The sequence below is a fragment of the Frankia sp. BMG5.60 genome (genome assembly GCF_059428125.1).
The window spans coordinates 1,129,105-1,146,077 of the sequence record NZ_CM182091.1; the positions used below are offsets into that span (position 1 = coordinate 1,129,105).

Sequence of the window (16,973 nt, forward strand, 5' to 3'; positions counted from 1 at the left end):
AGGTACCCCCCGCATGGCGAACGAGGAGAAGCTGCGCGACTACCTCCGTCGCGTGACCGGTGACCTGCACGAGGCGCGCGAGCGGCTGCGGGTCGCCGACGCCCGGGACCGGGAGCCCGTGGCGATCGTGGCGATGGCCTGCCGGTACCCGGGCGGCGTCGGGTCGTCGCAGGAACTGTGGCGGCTGGTGGAGGCCGGCGGCGACGCCGTCGGCGACTTCCCGGACGACCGCGGCTGGGATCTCGACCGGCTCTACGACCCCGACCCGGACCGCTCCGGCGCCTCGTACACCCGCCAGGGTGCGTTCCTCGCGGACGCCGCCGGGTTCGACGCCGGCCTGTTCGGCATCAGCCCGCGCGAGGCCGCCGCCGCCGACCCGCAGCACCGCCTGCTGCTGGAACTGACCTGGGAGCTGTTCGAGAACGCCGGCATCCCCCGGACGTCCCTGCGCGGCAGCGACACCGGGGTGTTCGCCGGGGTGATCGCGCCCGAGTACGGCCCGCGCCTCGACGAGGCGACCACCACCGCCGAGGGCTACCTGCTCACCGGCAAGACGCCCAGCGTGGCGTCCGGGCGGGTCGCGTACACCTTCGGGCTGGAGGGCCCCGCGGTGACCGTCGACACCGCCTGCTCCTCGTCGCTGGTGGCGATCCACCTCGCCAGCCGGGCGCTGCGGGCCGGGGAGTGCGGTCTGGCGGTGGCCGGCGGCGCGACCGTGCTGGCCTCGCCCGGGGTGTTCGTCGAGTTCAGCCGCCAGCGCGGGCTCGCCGCCGACGGCCGCTGCAAGTCCTTCGCCGCGGCGGCCGACGGCACGAACTTCGCGGAGGGCGGCGGCCTGCTGCTGCTGGAACGGCTCTCCGACGCGCGGCGCAACCACCATCCGGTACTCGCCCTGCTGCGCGGCAGCGCCGTCAACTCCGACGGCGCGTCCAACGGGCTGACCGCGCCGAACGGGCCGTCCCAGGAGCGGGTGATCCGCCGGGCGCTGGCCGAGGCGCGGCTGGCCCCCGACCAGGTCGACGCGGTGGAGGCCCACGGCACGGGCACCTCGCTCGGCGACCCGATCGAGGCGCGGGCGCTGCTGAACGTCTACGGCCGCGGTCGGCCCGCCGCGCGGCCGCTGTGGCTCGGCTCGGTCAAGTCCAACATCGGGCACACCCAGGCCGCCGCCGGGGTCGCCGGCGTCATCAAGATGGTCGAGGCGATGCGCCACGGCGTGCTGCCCGCCACCCTGCACGTCGACGCCCCCACCCCGCACGTCGACTGGGACGCTGCGGCGGTCAGCCTGCTCACCCACGCCGAGCCCTGGCCGGACGCGGACCGGCCCCGGCGGGCGGCGGTCTCCTCCTTCGGCATCAGCGGCACCAACGCCCACGTCGTGCTGGAGGCCCCGACGGACGACGACACCACCACGCCACCCGCACCGGCGGACGAGGCACCGGCGGCCGGTGTCACGCAGAGCGGTGTCACGCAGAGCAGCGGGGTCGCACCGTTGCCCTGGGTGCTCTCCGCAGCCTCCCCCGCCGCCCTGCGCGAGCAGGCCCGGCGGCTGCACGAGCACCTGCTCGCACGCCCAGAGCTGGACCCGACGGCCGTGGCGGTCGCCCTCGCCACCACCCGGGACGCCCTGGACGTGCGGGCGACGGTCCTGCCCGCCGCGGCGCAGGCGCCCGCGACGCAGCGGCGCGAGGAGCTACTGGCCGGGCTGCTCGCGCTCGCCGAGGGCCGCCAGTCCGGCGTCACCGCCTCGGCGACGCCCGGCCGCACCGCCTTCCTGTTCACCGGGCAGGGCAGCCAGCGCCCGGGCATGGGCCGCGAGCTGTACGAGACCTACCCGGTGTTCGCCGCCGCCCTCGACGAGGTGGCGGGCACACTCGACCGGCACCTCGACCGGCCGCTGCTGCCGCTGATGTTCGCCACCGCGGTGGATGCCGACGCGATCCACCGCACCGGGTACGCTCAGCCGGCGCTGTTCGCCTTCGAGGTGGCGCTGTTCCGGCTGCTCGACTCCTGGGGCGTGCGTCCGGACCTGCTGCTGGGGCACTCCGTCGGCGAGATCGTCGCGGCGCACGTCGCCGGTGTGTTCGACCTGGCGGACGCGTGCGCGCTGATCGCCGCGCGCGGCCGACTCATGCAGGCCCTGCCCGGCGGCGGAGCGATGATCGCGCTGGCGGCGGCCGAGTCCGAGGTTCTCCCGCTGCTCGTCGGGCTGGAGGACCAACTCGGCATCGCCGCGGTCAACGGCCCGACGTCGACGGTCGTGTCCGGGGACGCCGACGCCGCCGAGCGCGTCGCCGCCGAGATCCGCGGCTGGGGACGGCGGACCAGGCGGCTGCAGGTCAGCCACGCCTTCCACTCCCCCCAGATGGCCGGGATGCTCGACGAGTTCCGCGGCGTGCTGCGCGGGCTGCGCCCCGCGGCGCCGCAGCGGCCCGTCGTGTCCAACCTCACCGGCCGGATCGCCACCCCGGAACAGCTCGGCGACCCGGACTACTGGGTCGACCACGTCCGGCGGGCCGTGCGCTTCGCCGACGGCGTCCGGGAGCTGCGGTCCCACGGCGTGCGCGCCTATCTGGAGATCGGACCGGACACGGTGCTGGCCCCCGCCGCCGCCGACACCGCCGCCGCCGACGCCACCGACGCCACCGACGCCACCGACACGCCCACCACCGACACGCCCACCACCGACGCGCCCGCCACAGACACGCCCGCCGCCCACCCGTCCGGCACCGACCCGGCCGCCGCCGGCGTCGGCCCGTCAAGCGTTCTGTCCGTCGCGACCGCGCGCGCCGGCCAGCCCGAGGCGCTCACCCTGATCTCCGCGGTCGCGGCCCTGCACGCGCACGGTGTCGGCCCCGACTGGCCGACGGTGTGCGCGGCGGGGCCGCGCCCGGACGCGCAGCCGCGCGTCGAGCTGCCCACCTACGCGTTCCAGCATCAGCGGTTCTGGCTCGACGCCCCGGCGGGCGTCGCGGACGCCGCCGCGTTCGGACAGGTCGGCGCGCACCACCCACTGCTGCGCGCGGCCACCCCGATCGCCGACGGCGGCGCCGTGGCCGCGGTGCTGACCGGACGGCTCACCGCCCGGGCCCAGCCCTGGCTGAACGACCACGTCATCGCCGGCACCACGCTGCTGGCGGGCACGGCGTTCGTCGACCTCGCCGTCCACGCCGGCGACGGCGTCGGCTGCCCCGTGGTCGAAGAGCTGATCATCGAGGCCCCGCTGGTCCTGGCCGCGGCCGTGGACCTGCAGGTGAGCCTGGGCGCCCCCGACGAGGCGGGCCGTCGGGCCGTGCAGGTGCTCTCCCGTCCGTCCCGCGACCCGCAGGACGACCAGGACGCCGGCGCGCGGGCGTGGGCGAACGACGGCGGCTGGACCCGTCACGCCACCGGCACGCTCGCCCCGTCGGACGGCGCGGACGGCGCGGCGGGGCCCGGCGGCCCGGCGCGCGGGTCCGTGACCACCCCGGCGGACGCCACGACGCTGCCCACCGACGAGCTCTACGACGACCTGGCGCGGCTCGGCTACGCCTACGGCCCGGCGTTTCGCGTGGTGCGGGCGGCCTGGCGGCGCGGACCCGACCTGTACGCGCGGCTGCGCCTCGCGCCGGACACCGACCCGTCGGGATTCGCCGTCCATCCCGCGCTGCTGGACGCCGCCCTGCACCTGCTGGCGTTCGACTCCGCGGCGGCCGGCGGCCCGGAGGGCGACGACCAGGTGCGCATCCCGTTCTCCTGGTCGGGGGTGCGGGTGCACGCCACCGGCGCCACCGAGGTCGATGCCAGGGTGCGGACGGCCGACGACGGTACCGTCTCCGTCACCCTCGCAGACCCGGCGGGCGGCGCGGTCGCCACCGTCGCATCGCTGACCATGCGCTCGGCGCCCCGCTCGACGCTGCACGCCACCCGGCCCCGCCACGACCCCCCGCACGGCCTGGACTGGGTGCCGGTGCCCGCCGAAGCGGCGCCCGACGCCGGAGGCCGGTGGGTCCTGCTCGGCGACGGCGCCGAGCTGCGGGCGTCGGCGGACGACGAGCCGACCCTGCCCGACTACCCGGACCTGCCGACGTTGCGCGCGGCGCTGGCCGGCGGCACGGGCGGGCAGCCCGACGCCGTGCTGGTCCACGCCGACGACCTGTCGGATCAGGCCAGTCACCTGCTGAACCAGACCGACCGACCGCCGGGCCGACCCGGCGACCCGCGGGATCAGACCGCCGACGCGGGCCCCGCCGCGGAGGCGCGCCGGCTCGCGGCCTCGCTGCTGGCCGTGCTGCAGGACTGGCTGGCCGACGACGCCCTCGCGGCGTCGACGCTGGTCGTGCTCACCCGGGGCGCCGTCGCCGCCGGGCCCGGCGAGGACGTCCGGTCACTGCCGCAGGCCGCGCTGTGGGGCCTGATCCGCACCGCCCAGGCCGAGCATCCCGGTCGGGTCGCGGTCGTCGACCTCGACCCCGGCGGCGACCACGGCGACCACGGCGACCACAGTGACCACCGCGGTGCCGGTGGTGCCGCCAGCGGACGGCTGCCCGCCGCGCTCGCGGCCGTGGCGGCCGGGGAGTCCCAGCTCGCCGTGCGCGGCGACGGCCTGCGGGCGCCGCGGGTGGTGCGCGGCGATGTCGCCCGGCGGCTGGCCCCGCCGCCGGCGGTCCCGGCGTGGCGGCTCGACCTCACCACCGCGGGCACCCTGGACGGCCTGGCCCTGGTCCCGGCACCGGAGGCGACCGCGACGCTCGGGCCCGGCCAGGTGCGGGTCGCGGTGCGCGCGGCGGGGCTGAACTTCCGCGACGTGCTGATCGCCCTCGGCATGTACCCGGGCGAGGCGCAGCTCGGCAGCGAGGGCGCCGGCGTCGTCGTGGAGACGGCGCCGGACGTCGCCGGGCTCGCGCCGGGCGACCGGGTGATGGGCCTGTTCGCCGGCGCGATCGCACCGCTCGCCGTCGCCGACCACCGACGGCTGAGCCGCCTGCCACGCGGGATGTCGTTCGCCCAGGGCGCCGCGACACCGATCACCTACCTCACCGCCTGGTACGGACTGGTGGAGCTGGCCCGCGCCCGGCCCGGCGACGCGGTGCTCGTGCACGCCGCCGCCGGCGGCGTCGGCATGGCGGCGACACGCCTGGCGCGCCATCTCGGCCTGGAGGTCTTCGCGACGGCCAGTCCGGGCAAGTGGCCGGCGCTGCGCGCGGCCGGCGTGGCCGAGGACCATCTCGCCTCGTCGCGGACGCTCGAGTTCGAGCGGCGGTTCCTCGACGTCACCGGCGGGCGCGGCGTCGACATCGTGCTGAACTCCCTCGCCGGGGACTTCATCGACGCGTCGCTGCGCCTGCTGCCCCGCGGCGGCCGGTTCCTGGAGATGGGCAAGACCGACCTGCGCGAGCGCGCGCGGGTCGAGGCCGACCATCCCGGCGTGCGCTACCAGCCGTACGACCTCAGCGACGCCGAACCGGCGCGCATCCAGGCGCTACTCGCCGAGCTGTGCGCGCTGTTCGAGGCCGACGTGCTCGCCCCGCTGCCGGTGACGGCCTGGGACGTGGCCCGCGCGCCGGAGGCGTTCCGGTTCCTCAGCCAGGCGCGGCACGTGGGCAAGGTGGTCCTCACCCTGCCGGGCACGATCGACCCGGAGGGCACCGTCCTCGTCACGGGCGGGACCGGGGCGCTCGGCGCCGCGCTGGCCCGTCACCTGGTCACCGGGGCCGGGGCACGCCATCTGCTGCTGGCGTCGCGCCGCGGACCCGGTGCGGCCGGCGTCGCCGAGCTGGTCGGGCAGCTCACCGAGCTCGGCGCCGAGGCCACGGTGGTGGCCTGCGACGTCGCCGACCGCGCCGAGGTGGCCGCGCTGCTGGCCGCCGTGCCCGCGCGGCACCCGCTGACCGCGGTCGTGCACGCCGCCGGGACACTCGACGACGCCGCGCTCGCCGGCCTGACCCCGCCGCAGCTCGACGCGGTGATGCGACCCAAGGCCGACGCGGCCTGGCACCTGCACGAGCTGACCGCCGAGGCGGACCTGGCCGCGTTCGTGCTGTTCTCCTCGCTCGCCGGGGTGGCCGGCAACCCGGGCCAGGCCAACTACGCGGCGGCGAACACGTTCCTCGATGCCCTGGCCACCCACCGGCGGGCCCACGGCCGACCCGCCGTCTCCCTGGTCTGGGGGCCGTGGGCGCCGGTCGGCGGCATGACGACCAGTCTGACGGCGGCGGACCGGCGCCGCGTCGCCCGCGGCGGTGCCCGCACGCTGTCCGTGGCCGAGGGGATGGCCCTGTTCGACGCCGCCCTGGCCGGCGACCCGGTGGTGGTGCCCGCCCGGTTCGACCATGCCGCCCTCGCGGCCCGCGAGGCGGCCGGCACGCTGGCGCCGACGCTGCGCGCGCTGGTGCGCCGTCGCGCCGGCGCCGCGCGGCCGGCCACCGCTGTCGGCGGCGGCCTGGCCGGCACGCTGCGCGGACTGCCCTCCGCCGACCAGCTGCGCGTCCTGCTCGACACCGTCCGCGGCCAGGTGGCATCCGTGCTCGGCCACGCCACCCCCGACCTCGTCGAGGCCGACCGTCCCTTCAACGCCCTCGGCTTCGACTCGCTGACGTCCGTGGAACTGCGCAACCGCCTGAACACGGCGACCGGGCTCCGGCTGCCCGCGACCCTGCTGTTCGACCACCCGACCGCCGCGGCGCTCGCCGCCTTCCTGCGCGGCGAGCTGCTCGGCGCGCCCGACGACGCGCCGGACCCCGCCGGCGCCGACGTGCGGCGCCCGGCGGCGGCGCCGGACGAGCCGATCGCGATCGTCGCGGCGAGCTGCCGTTTCCCGGGCGGGGCCCGCTCGGCGGAGCAGCTGTGGGACCTCGTCGCGGCCGGCACCGACGCCGTCGGCGCGTTCCCGGTCAACCGCGGCTGGGACCTGGACGGGTTGTACGACCCCGACCCGGACCGGCCGGGGCGGACCTACGCCACCCAGGGTGGGTTCCTCTACGACGCCGACGAGTTCGACGCGTCCTTCTTCGGTCTCAGCCCGCGGGAGGCGCTGGCCACCGACCCGCAGCAGCGCCTGCTGCTGGAGACGGCGTGGGAGGTCCTCGAACACGCCGGGATCGACCCGACGACGCTGGCGGGCAGCCGGACCGGGGTGTTCGCCGGCGTCATCTCCCAGGACTACGCCTCGCTGCGCGGCTCGGCACCGTCGGCCCTGGAGGGCTACCTGTCCACGGGCAACACGACGAGCGTCGCCTCGGGGCGCGTCGCCTACACGCTCGGGCTCGAAGGCCCGGCGGTCACCGTCGACACGGCGTGCTCCTCGTCGCTGGTCGCCCTGCACCTGGCCTGCCAGGCGCTGCGCGGCGACGAGTGCACGCTCGCCCTGGTGGGCGGCGCGACGGTGATGGCGACCCCGGGCACGTTCGTCGAGTTCAGCCGGCAGCGCGGTCTCGCCCCGGACGGACGCAGCAAGGCGTTCTCGGCGGCGGCGGACGGCACCGGGTGGGGGGAGGGCGCCGGGATGCTGCTGCTCGAACGCCTCGACGACGCCCGCCGCAACGGCCATCAGGTGTTGGCCGTGGTCCGCGGCTCGGCGGTCAACCAGGACGGGGCCAGCAACGGCCTGACCGCGCCCAACGGGCCGTCCCAGCAGCGGGTCATCCGCCAGGCGCTGCGCGCCGCCGACCTGAGCCCCGCCGACGTGGACGTGGTCGAGGCGCACGGCACCGGCACGGCGCTCGGCGACCCGATCGAGGCGCAGGCGCTGCTGGCGACCTACGGCCGGGACCGGCCCGCGCAGCGGCCCCTGTGGCTCGGATCGATCAAGTCCAACATCGGCCACACGCTCGCAGCGGCGGGGGTCGCCGGCGTCATCAAGATGGTCATGGCGCTGCGCCACGAGCTGCTGCCACCGACCCTGCACGTCGACGCGCCCTCCCCGCACGTGGACTGGTCGGCCGGCGCGGTCTCGCTGCTCACCGAGGCGGTGCCGTGGCCGCGCGACGGTCGACCGCGCCGCGCCGGCGTGTCGTCGTTCGGCATCAGCGGCACCAACGCCCACGTCCTGATCGAGGAGGCGCCCGCCGACACCGTGGCGCCTCCGGCGCCGGCCCGGCGAGTCCCGACACAGCCGGCGCCGGCGGAGCCCGCGGCGAGGGAGCCCGCGGCGAGGGAGCCCGCGGCGGCAGAGCCCGCGGCGGGCGGGCCGCAGGTGTGGGTGGTCTCCGCCCGTGACGAGTCCGCGCTGCGCGCCCAGGCCGCCGCCCTGGTCGGACGCGTCGAGGCCGACCCCGGGCTCGACCCACGCGATGTCGGCTTCACCCTGGCGACGGCCCGGGCGCACCACGACCTGCGGGCCGCCGTGGTGGGCGCCGGCCGGGAGCGCCTGCTGGCCGGCACCCGCGCGCTCGCCCGCGGCGAGCAGGCCGCCGGCACCGCCGCGGCGTGGACGACCGATCCCCAGCCCGTCGTGCTCGTCTTCCCCGGCCAGGGATCCCAGTGGTCGGGCATGGCAACGGAGCTGCTGGACACCTCCCCGGTGTTCCGCGACGCCATCACGGCCTGCGCGCGGGCCCTCGCGCCCCATACCGGCTGGTCGCTGATCGACGTCCTGCGCGGCGTCTCGGGGCCCCCGCCGGAGCGGGTGGACGTGGTGCAGCCGGCGCTGTTCGCCGTGATGGTCTCCCTCGCCGAGCTGTGGGTCTCCCACGGGGTGCGCCCCGGCGCGGTCGTCGGGCACTCCCAGGGCGAGATCGCGGCCGCCTGCGTCGCCGGGGCCCTGTCCCTGGACGATGCGGCCAAGGTGGTGGCGTTGCGCAGCCAGGCCATCGCCGAGCTGTCCGGGACCGGCGCCATGGCGTCCCTCGCCGCGCCGGCGGAGCGGGTGCGCGAGCTGCTGGGACGATGGAACGGACGGCTGGCCGTCGCCGCCGTCAACGGTCCCTCCTCCACCGCGGTGGCCGGCGACGCCGACGCCCTGACGGAACTGCTCGCCGCAGCCGAGGCCGAGGGCCTGCGGGCGCGGCGCATCCCGGTGGACTACGCCTCGCACTCCCCGCACGTGGAGCCGCTGCGCGCGCGGCTGCTCGACGCGCTGGCCGACATCAGCCCCCGCACCAGCGACGTCACCTTCGTCTCCGCGACGACCGGCGGCGTGGTCGACACCGCCGGCCTGGACGCCCGCTACTGGTACGACAACCTGCGCCAGACCGTGGAGTTCGAGCGGGCCACCCGCACCCTGCTCGACCGCGGTCACCGGGTGTTCGTCGAGTGCAGCCCGCATCCGGTGCTGACGATCGGGACGCAGGAGACCATCGAGGACGCGGGCCTGCACGAGGGCCGGGGCCGCGCCGTCGCGCTCGGCTCGCTGCGCCGCGACGAGGGCGGCCTGGACCGCTTCCGGCTGTCCCTGGCCCAGGCGCACGTGCACGGCGTCGCCCTCGACCTGCCCGCGCTGTTCAGCGGGGGCGCCCGGCCGCCCCGCCGGGTGGACCTGCCGACCTACACGTTCCAGCGCCGTCGCTTCTGGCTGGAGCCCGCCGCGGGCACCACCGGCGCGCAGGGGGTGGCCGACCTGGGCCTGGAGGCCGCCGACCACGGGCTGCTCGCCGCGGTCGTCGACGGGGTGGACGGCGACGAGCTGACCTTCACCGGGCGGCTGTCCACGCGCACCCACCCGTGGCTGCGCGACCACGCCGTGAACGGCACCGTCCTGCTGCCGGGAACGGCGTTCGTGGAACTCGCGCTGCACGCCGGCGGATTCGCCGGCTGCGGACGGGTCGAGGACCTCACCCTCTCCGCGCCGCTGGTCATCCCGGAGTCCGGCTCGGTCCGACTGCGCGTCGGGGTGGGCGCGCCGTCGGACACCAGCCGGCGACCGGTCACAGTCCATTCCCGGACCGGCGACGAGCCGGGCTGGCGCCGCCACGCCGTGGGCACGCTCGCCCCGGACACCACGCCGCTCACCCCGGACACCACCAGCACCACCGACCCCGACACCGCCATCGACGCCGCCCCCGACGCCGGCGCGGTGCGGACCACGGCGTGGCCGCCGCCGGGGGCGCAGCCGCTGGACCTCACCGACGCCTACGCCCGCCTCGGTGATCTGGCCCTGGAGTACGGCCCCGCCTTCCAGGGACTGCGCCGCGCCTGGCGCGCCGGCGACGTCGTCCACGCCGAGGTGAGCCTGACCGCAACCGCAACCGCAACCGCAACCGAAGCCGAGTCCGCCGCGGCCGCGGCCGCGGCCTTCGGCGTGCATCCCGCCCTGCTCGACGCCGCACTGCACGCGCTGGCCGTCGCGGCACTCGACACGGCCGGCGGCCCGCCGGCCGCGGGGGCCGCCGCCTCGGTGCCGCTGCCGTTCTCCTGGTCGGGGGTCACCCTGCGGCAGGCGGGCGCCCTGTCGCTGCGGGTACGGCTGAGCCCGGCCGGGACCGACGCCTTCGCCCTGACCGCCACCGACGACACGGGGGCACCGGTGATCGCCGTCGACCGGCTGACCGTCCGCCGCACCTCGCCGGACCTGCTCGGCGGGACGCAGGCGGAACACGACCCGCTGTACGTCCTGACGTGGCCTGCGGGCATCGACGTCGGCGACGCGCGGGCGGTCACCCGGTGGGCCGTGCTGACGCCCTCGGGCGGCGGCGGCGAGCCCGCGCCCGCGGCCGGCCCGGCCGCCGACCTGTCCACGGATCTCACCACCGATCTCACCGCGGCCCTCGATGCGGCCGGAGTCGACGCCCCGCGGGCCTCGGACCTCGCCGGTCTGCCCGCCCCGGCCGTCGACGCGATCCCGGGTGAGGTCGTCCTCGCCGTGTGCGAGCCGGCCTCGGCACCGGACGCGCCCAGCGCGCGGGCGGCGGTCGCCGACACCCTCGGCCTCGTCCAGGCGTGGCTGGCCGACGAACGGTGGGCCCACGCCCGGCTGGCCGTCGTCACCCGCGGTGCGATGACCGTCGACCCCGGCGAGGACGCCCCCGACCTGGCGGGCGCGGCGGTGTGGGGGCTGGTCCGCTCCGCCCAGCTCGAACACCCGGAGCGGTTCGTCCTGCTGGACCTCGACGACCGGCCAGCCTCCGCGGCGGCCGTCCCGCGGGCCCTGGCGAGCGGGGAGCCGCGGCTCGCCGTGCGCGACGGCGTCGTGCGCGTCGTCAGGCTCACCCGTCTGCCCACCCCCGACACCCCCAGCGCCGCCGACACCCCCAGCGCCCTCGACGCCCCCAGCGCCCTCGACACCCCCAGCACCCCGGCCGTGCCGGTGGGCGCGGCCGCCGGCGCGGGCGCGTGGGATCCGGACGGGACCGTGCTGATCACCGGTGGCACCGGTCTGCTCGGCGCCCTGGTGGCCCGCCATCTCGTCACCGTCCACGGCGCGCGCAACCTGCTGCTCGTCAGCCGTCGGGGCGCCGCCGCGCCCGGCGCGGCGCAGCTCACGGCGGAACTCACCGACCTTGGCGCCGGGGTGGAGGTGGCCGCCTGCGACGTCGCCGACCGCGCCGCGCTGGCGCGGGTGCTCGACGCCGTCCCGCCGACCCGTCCGCTGCGGGCGGTGATCCACGCCGCCGGCACGCTGGATGACGCCGTGGTGACGTCGCTGACTCCGCAGCGGGTGGCGGCGGTGCTGCGCCCGAAGGTCGACGCCGCCTGGAACCTGCACGACCTGACGGCCGGTGAGGATCTGCGCGCCTTCGTGCTGTTCTCCTCCTTCGCCGGCATCGTGGGCAACGCGGGGCAGGCTGGATACAGCGCGGCGAACGCCTACCTCGACGCCCTCGCGGCCCTGCGCCACGCCCGCGGGCTGGCCGGGACGTCGCTGGCCTGGGGTCTCTGGGACGCCAGCAGCGCGATGACGGGCGCGGTCGGCGCCGCCGGCCGGGACCGGCTGGCCCGCGATGGTCTCGCCGCCCTGCCGACGCAGGCCGGGCTGGCACTGTTCGACGCGGCGATCGCGGCGGACCGCCCGCTCACGGCGCCGGTCCGCCTCGACCTGCCCGCGCTGCGCGGCCGGGCCCGCGACGGCACGCTGCCGCCGCTGTTCTCCACCCTGATCCCCGCCGCGCGGCCGCGGCCGGGGGCAGCGTCCGACCCGGGCCGGGCCGCGGTGCGCGACCTCGCGCGGCTTCCCGAGGCCGAGCGGAGCCGGGCGGTGCTCGACCTGGTCCGTTCCACGGTCGCCGCGGTGCTCGGGCACGGCGGCGCGGCGGAGGTCGGCACCGACCGCACCTTCACCGAGCTCGGCCTCGACTCGCTGACCGCGCTCGAACTGCGCAATCGGCTGGCCGCCGCCACCGCGCTGACCCTGCCCGCAACCCTCGTGTTCGACTGCCCGACGCCGACCGCGCTGGCCGGCCATCTGCGGGACCGGCTGGTGCCGGCCGCGGCCGATCCGGCGGCGGAGCAGCTCGACGGCGTCGAGGCGATCCTGGCCACCGCGCCCGACGAGGACACCCGCCGTGACGTCCTCGCCCGCCTGCGCGCGCTGGTCGCCCGCTGGGACGGCCTCGATCCGGGTCGCGACGACGGCGACGAGGTCGCCGCGCGGCTCGGCTCGGGCGACGTCGGCGCGATCTTCGACTTCATCGACAACGAGCTCGGGCGGGGATGAACCGTCGCCCCTGCTGGCGAAGCGTCAGGAAGGCGATGCCGGATGGCCAACGAAGACAGAAACGAAGACAAGCTCGTCGACTACCTCAAGCGGGCGGCGGCCGAGCTGCACCAGACCCGGCAGCGACTGGCCCGGGTGGAGGCCGCCCAGCGGGAACCGATCGCCGTCGTGGCGATGAGCTGCCGCTTTCCCGGCGGGGTCCGCACGCCGGAGGACCTGTGGGAGCTCGTCCTCGCCGGTCGGGACGCGACCACCGACTTCCCGGTCGACCGCGGTTGGGACGTCGAGTCGCTGTACGACGCCGACCCCGACGTCCCCGGCACGTCGAGCACCCGCCGGGGCGGCTTCCTGCACGACGCCGCCGAGTTCGACGCGGGCCTGTTCGGGCTGAGCCCGCGCGAGGCCGTCGCCACCGACCCGCAGCAGCGGCTGCTGCTCGAAACGGCCTGGGAGGCGTTCGAGCGGGCTGGCATCGCCCCGCAGTCCCTGCACGGCAGCGACACGGGCGTGTTCACCGGGGTGATGTACGGCGACTACGCCACCCGGCTGCACCACGTGCCCGCGGAGTACGAGGGCTTCGTCGGCAACGGCAGCGCGGGCAGCGTGGCCTCGGGTCGCGTCGCGTTCACCTTCGGACTGCAGGGCCCGGCGGTCAGCGTGGACACGGCGTGCTCGTCGTCGCTGGTCGCCGTGCACCTGGCCGCCCAGGCACTGCGCCGGCGCGAGTGCTCGCTCGCCCTGGCCGGCGGGGTGACGGTGATGTCGACCCCGGGCCTGTTCGTGGAGTTCAGCCGCCAGCGCGGGCTGTCCGCCGACGGGCGGTGCCGCTCGTTCGGCGCCGCGGCGGACGGCGCGGGCTTCGGTGAGGGCGTCGGCCTGCTGCTTCTGGAGCGCCTGTCCACGGCGGTCGAGCGGGGCCACCGGGTCCTGGGCCTGATCCGCGGATCGGCGGTCAACCAGGACGGGGCCAGCAACGGCCTGACGGCGCCCAACGGCCCGGCCCAGCGTCGCGTCATCGCCCAGGCGCTCGCCGACGCCGCGCTGGACCCCGCCGACGTCGACGTCGTCGAGGGCCACGGCACCGGCACCACCCTCGGCGATCCCATCGAGGCCCAGGCCCTGCTCGAAACCTACGGCCGCCGGCACACGCGGGACCAGCCGCTGTGGCTGGGCTCGGTGAAGTCCAACATCGGCCACGCCCAGGCCGCCGCCGGCGTCGCCGGGATCATCAAGATGCTGATGGCGATGCGGCACGGGACCATCCCCGCCAGCCTGCACGCCGAGGTACCCACGGCGCACGTGGACTGGTCGGCGGGGACGGTCGCCCTGGCCACCGACGCCCGGGCATGGCCGGCCACCGGGCATCCCCGGCGCGCGGCGGTGTCCGCCTTCGGGATCAGCGGCACGAACGCGCACATCGTCGTCGAGCAGGCGCCCCCCACGCCGGTGGAGCCGGCAGGACCGTCCGACTCGGACCGACCGACCACGACGACCGACCGACCGACCGCGACCACCGACCGACCGGCTGCGACGACCGACCGACCGACCGCGGCCACCGACCGACCGGCCGCGACCGCGGACCTCCCGGGTCCGGGGCCGGTGCTCGCGTTCCCGCTCTCGGCCCACGGCGGCGAGGCCCTGCGGGCGCAGGCCCGCCGGCTGCGCGACGTCGTCGCCGCGAAGCCCGCGACCCCGACAACACCCCCCGGGCCGACCGGGCCGACCGGGCCGACCGGGCCGACCGGGCCGACCGATGATCTCGCCGATCTCGCCGGCGCACTGGCGCACACCCGGTCCGCCCTCGCCGATCGCGCCGTCGTCGTCGCCGCGGACACCGCGCAGCTCCTGCGCGGTCTCGACGCCCTCAGCCGCGGCGAGCAGATCCCCGAGCTCGTCGGCCCGGCAACGGTGCGCCCGCCGGGGCGCACGGCGTTCCTGTTCACCGGTCAGGGCAGCCAGCGCCCCGGCATGGGCCGGGAGCTCTACCAGGCATACCCGGTCTTCGCCGCGGCGCTGGACGCGGTGTGCGCCCGGTTCGACGCCCACCTCGACCACGGCCTGCGTGGGGTCATGTTCGCACCGCCGGGGACCGCCGAAGCCCTGCTGCTCGACGAGACCCGCTACACCCAGCCGGCCCTGTTCGCCCTCGAAGTGGCGCTGTTCCGGCTGCTGGCGAGCCGGGGCCTGCGGCCCGACGCGGTGGCGGGGCACTCGATCGGCGAGCTGGCCGCGGTCCACGTGGCCGGCGTGCTCGATCTCGACGACGCCGCCGCGCTGGTGGCCGCGCGGGCGCGGCTCATGCAGGAGATGCCGGCGGGCGGGTCGATGGTGTCGGTGCGGGCGACCGAGCAGGACGTCCTGCCGCTGCTCGCCGGCCACGAGCAGCGGCTGGGGATCGCGGCGGTGAACGGCCCGGCGAGCGTCGTGATCTCGGGCGACCGGGACGTGGCGACGGACGTCATGCGCACCCTGCGCGGCCTGGGCCACCGGACCAGGCGGTTGCGGGTCAGCCACGCGTTCCACTCGCCGCACATGGACGGCGCGCTGGACCGGCTCACCGAGGTCGCGCGGGGGCTGACGTTCCACCCGCCGACCGTGCCGGTCGTGTCCACCGTGACGGGCACGATCGCCTCGTTCGAGGAGCTGCGCCGGCCGGAGTACTGGGCGCGCCAGGTCCGCCAGGCGGTGCGCTTCCACGACGGGGTGCACCATCTGCACGAGACCGGCACGACCGCGTACGTCGAGGTCGGTCCCGCGCCGGTGCTGACGCCGCTGGCCCAGGAGGTGCTCGGCGCCGCCGGGGTCGCCGACCCCATCCTGATACCGACGTTGCGGGCCGAGCGTTCCGAACCGTCGTCGGTCACCGCCGCGGTCGCCCTCGCGCACGTCCACGGTCTGGCCGTGGACTGGGCCGCTCTGACCGGGGGCGCGCGCGGCCCGCGCGGCCATGTCGACCTGCCGACGTACGCCTTCACGAGGCGCCGGTACTGGCTGGACGCGCAGCCGACCGAGGGTCGGCCCGACGCCCCGGACGAGCGATCCGCCTTCTGGGACGCGGTGGCCGACGGCGACGTCGCCGGCCTCGCCGACACCCTGGACGCCGACTCCGATCAGGTCGCCGCGCTGCGCGCGCTGCTGCCGGCGCTCGACGCCTGGCGGCGCCACCCGTCCTGGCGCTACCGCGTCGTCGCCCGGCCGGACACGGTGGCGCCGGGGCCCGACCCGGGCGGCGCCACGGCCAGCCCCGGCAGCCCCGGCGGCCCCGGCGGCACCGGCGGCAGCCAGGCGGCGCCGGATCGGCTGCTCGTGCGGTCCCGGCCGCGCCGTGCGCCGAGACGGGACTGGCCGGTGCCCGGGACGGTCCTCGTCACCGGCCCGGACGGCGAACTCGCCGGGCAGGCGGCCCGCTGGCTGCTCGGCCACGGCGCGCGCCACGTCGTGCTGGCCGGCGCCGCGGACGACTCCCTCGACCTCGACGCGGTGCTGGCCGGTCTGCCGGCCGAGCATCCGCTGACCGGGATCGTGCTGGCCACCGACGCGGCGGGTGGTGGGGTGGAGCGCCTCGACGCGCTCACCCGGCAGCGGGAGCTCGCCGCCTTCGTCGTGCTCGCGCCGTTGCCCGCCGACTTCGCCGCGACGGGCACGGTCGCCTCCGAGGCGGTGGTCGACGTCATCACCCGTCGGCGCACCGACGGCCTGCCCGCCCTGTGCGTGTCCTGGGGTCCGTGGACGGCGCGGGCGGGCGGCGAGGCACCCACCGGCAGGGCACCCACCGGCAGGGCACCTTCTGGCCAGGCACCCTCTGGCCAGGCACCCTCCGTCGAGAGCGTCCCCGGACTGAGGGCGGTCCCCGCGGCGACGGGCCTGTCGGTCCTGGCTGAGGCGACATCCGACGACGGCCCGTTCCTGGTCGTCGCCGACGTCGACTGGCAGCGATTCCTGCCGGCCAGCCCGCATCCGTTCTTCGCCGGCGTCGCCGGCCGCCCGAGCGGGCCGGACGACGAGGACGCGGGGCTGCGGACGGAGCTCGCCGGCACCGACGGCGCCGAGCTGGCGGAGCGGGTCCTGCGCATTCTGCGCGGCCACGTCGCGGGCGTGCTCGGACACGACGAACAGTCCATCGACACCGGCGCGAGCCTGCTCGAACTGGGGTTCTCCTCCTTCACTGCCCTGGAGCTGGCCAACCGGCTGCGTCGAGCGACCGGGATCGAGGTGCCCGCCACGGCGGTGTTCGACCAGCCCACCCTCGCCGGGCTCGCCGGGCACGTCAGCGGCCTGATCTCCGCGGCCAGGACGGCGCAACCGAACGGGTCCGCCCCGGTGGAGGCGCCGCTCACGGCGACGGTCCCCGACCAGCCGGGCCGCGCCGCGGTCGCGACGGGCCCATGACGCCAGCCGGACCGAC

Annotated in this window: 2 protein-coding genes; both read left to right on the forward strand. The window is 77.2% G+C overall.

Translation table 11 applies throughout. From position 1 onward, the window contains the following. The first annotated feature begins 13 nt into the window (after positions 1 to 13). Positions 14 to 12,568: an SDR family NAD(P)-dependent oxidoreductase gene (locus AC5R91_RS04665; protein ID WP_495395872.1), complete on the forward strand. Its 12,555-nt coding sequence runs from the start codon at positions 14 to 16 to the stop codon at positions 12,566 to 12,568. A gap of 42 nt (positions 12,569 to 12,610) precedes the next feature. Then, positions 12,611 to 16,957 carry a type I polyketide synthase gene (locus AC5R91_RS04670; protein WP_495395873.1) on the forward strand — a complete coding sequence of 1,449 codons (4,347 nt, stop codon included), beginning with the start codon at positions 12,611 to 12,613 and terminating at the stop codon, positions 16,955 to 16,957. Positions 16,958 to 16,973 lie beyond the last annotated feature (16 nt).